This is a genomic window from Streptomyces monashensis, from assembly GCF_001866665.1.
In the GTDB taxonomy this organism is placed as follows: Bacteria; Actinomycetota; Actinomycetes; order Streptomycetales; family Streptomycetaceae; genus Streptomyces; species Streptomyces monashensis.
Window position 1 is genome coordinate 1 of record NZ_MLYO01000192.1, and the last position, 1446, is coordinate 1446.

At 71.5% G+C, this 1446-nt stretch carries 1 protein-coding gene; it reads left to right on the forward strand.

Annotated elements, in window-relative coordinates; genetic code table 11:
* Positions 1-22: 22 nt before the first annotated feature.
* The coding region (locus BIV23_RS45230) for an FtsW/RodA/SpoVE family cell cycle protein (protein WP_079173828.1) at positions 23-1446 on the forward strand (1424 nt) is incomplete at its 3' end.

Here is a 1446-nt window from a genome sequence, read left to right on the forward strand (position 1 = left end):
GGACCCGATCGAGGGGGAAGGCATGACTGGTCGGCGTGGACCGGCGAAACTGGCCGTACGGCCGAGCCGGTCGGGGCGGCTGAGCGACCGGGGACTGGAGCTGGCCCTGCTGCTCGGCGCCGTACTCATATGCGTGTTCGGCTACGCCGAGACGGCCCTCGCGCTCACCGGGAAGCTGCCGCCCGGCATGGCGCTGACGTGCGTGGCCGCGGCCGCACTGCCCCTGGTGTGCCACGTCGCCGTGCGCCGGTTCGCACCGCACGCCGATCCGCTGATCCTGCCGCTGGCCACCCTGCTCACCGGCCTGGGGCTCGTCCTGATCCACCGGCTCGACATCGCCTACTCGACCCACTACAAGAACGCGCCGCCCGCGGCGTCCGGGCAGCTGATGTGGTGCGGCATCGCGGTGGCGGTGTTCGCCGGGGTCGTGGCGCTGCTCAAGGACCACCGCAGGCTCCAGCGCTATCCGTACGTCACGATCGCCGTGGGCATGGTCCTGCTGATGGCGCCCGCGTTCTACCCCGGCGACGTCTACGGCGCCAAGCGGTGGATCTTCATCGGGCCGCTGTCCTTCCAGCCCGGCGAGTTCGTGAAGATCGTCATCGTGGTGTTCTTCGCCGGGTACCTGACGATGCGCAGGGACGCCCTCGCGCTCGCCGGACGGCGCCTGATGGGCATGTACCTGCCGCGCGGGCGGCAGCTCGGCCCGGTCGCGGCCGTGTGGATGCTCAGCCTGCTCGTCCTGGTCTTCGAGCGGGACCTCGGCACCTCGCTGATCTTCTTCGGCCTGTTCGTGATCATGCTGTACGTCGCCACCGAGCGGACCAGCTGGGTGGTGTTCGGCGTCGTCATGTTCGCCGTCGGGGCCTTCGTCGTCGGCTCCTTCGAACCGCACGTGCACGGCCGCGTCGTCGCCTGGCTGCACCCCATGGACATCTTCCTGCCGCCCGACCAGCGCCCGGCCGGACTGGTCTCGGACCAGGCCGCGCAGGCCCTGTTCAGCTTCGGCTCGGGCGGCATGCTCGGCACCGGCCTCGGCGAGGGCCACCCTGAGCTCATCGGCTTCGCCGGGCGCAGCGACTTCATCCTGACCACGGTCGGCGAGGAACTCGGCCTCGCCGGGGTGACGCTGGTCATCCTGCTCTACGCCCTGCTCGCCGAGCGCGGCCTGCGCACGGCCCTGACCGTCACCGACCCGTTCGGCAAGCTGCTCGCCGGCGGCCTGGCCTCGGCGCTCGTCCTCCAGGTCTTCGTCGTCGTGGGCGGCGTCACCGGGCTCATCCCGCTCACCGGCAAGGCCCTGCCGTTCCTCGCCCAGGGCGGCTCGTCGATGGTCGCCAACTGGCTGCTGGTCGCCGTCCTGCTCAAGGTCAGCGACACGGCCCGCCGTCCCCCGCCGCAGCCGGCCGCCGACGTCAACGCCGCCGAGACCCAGTTCGTACGGCC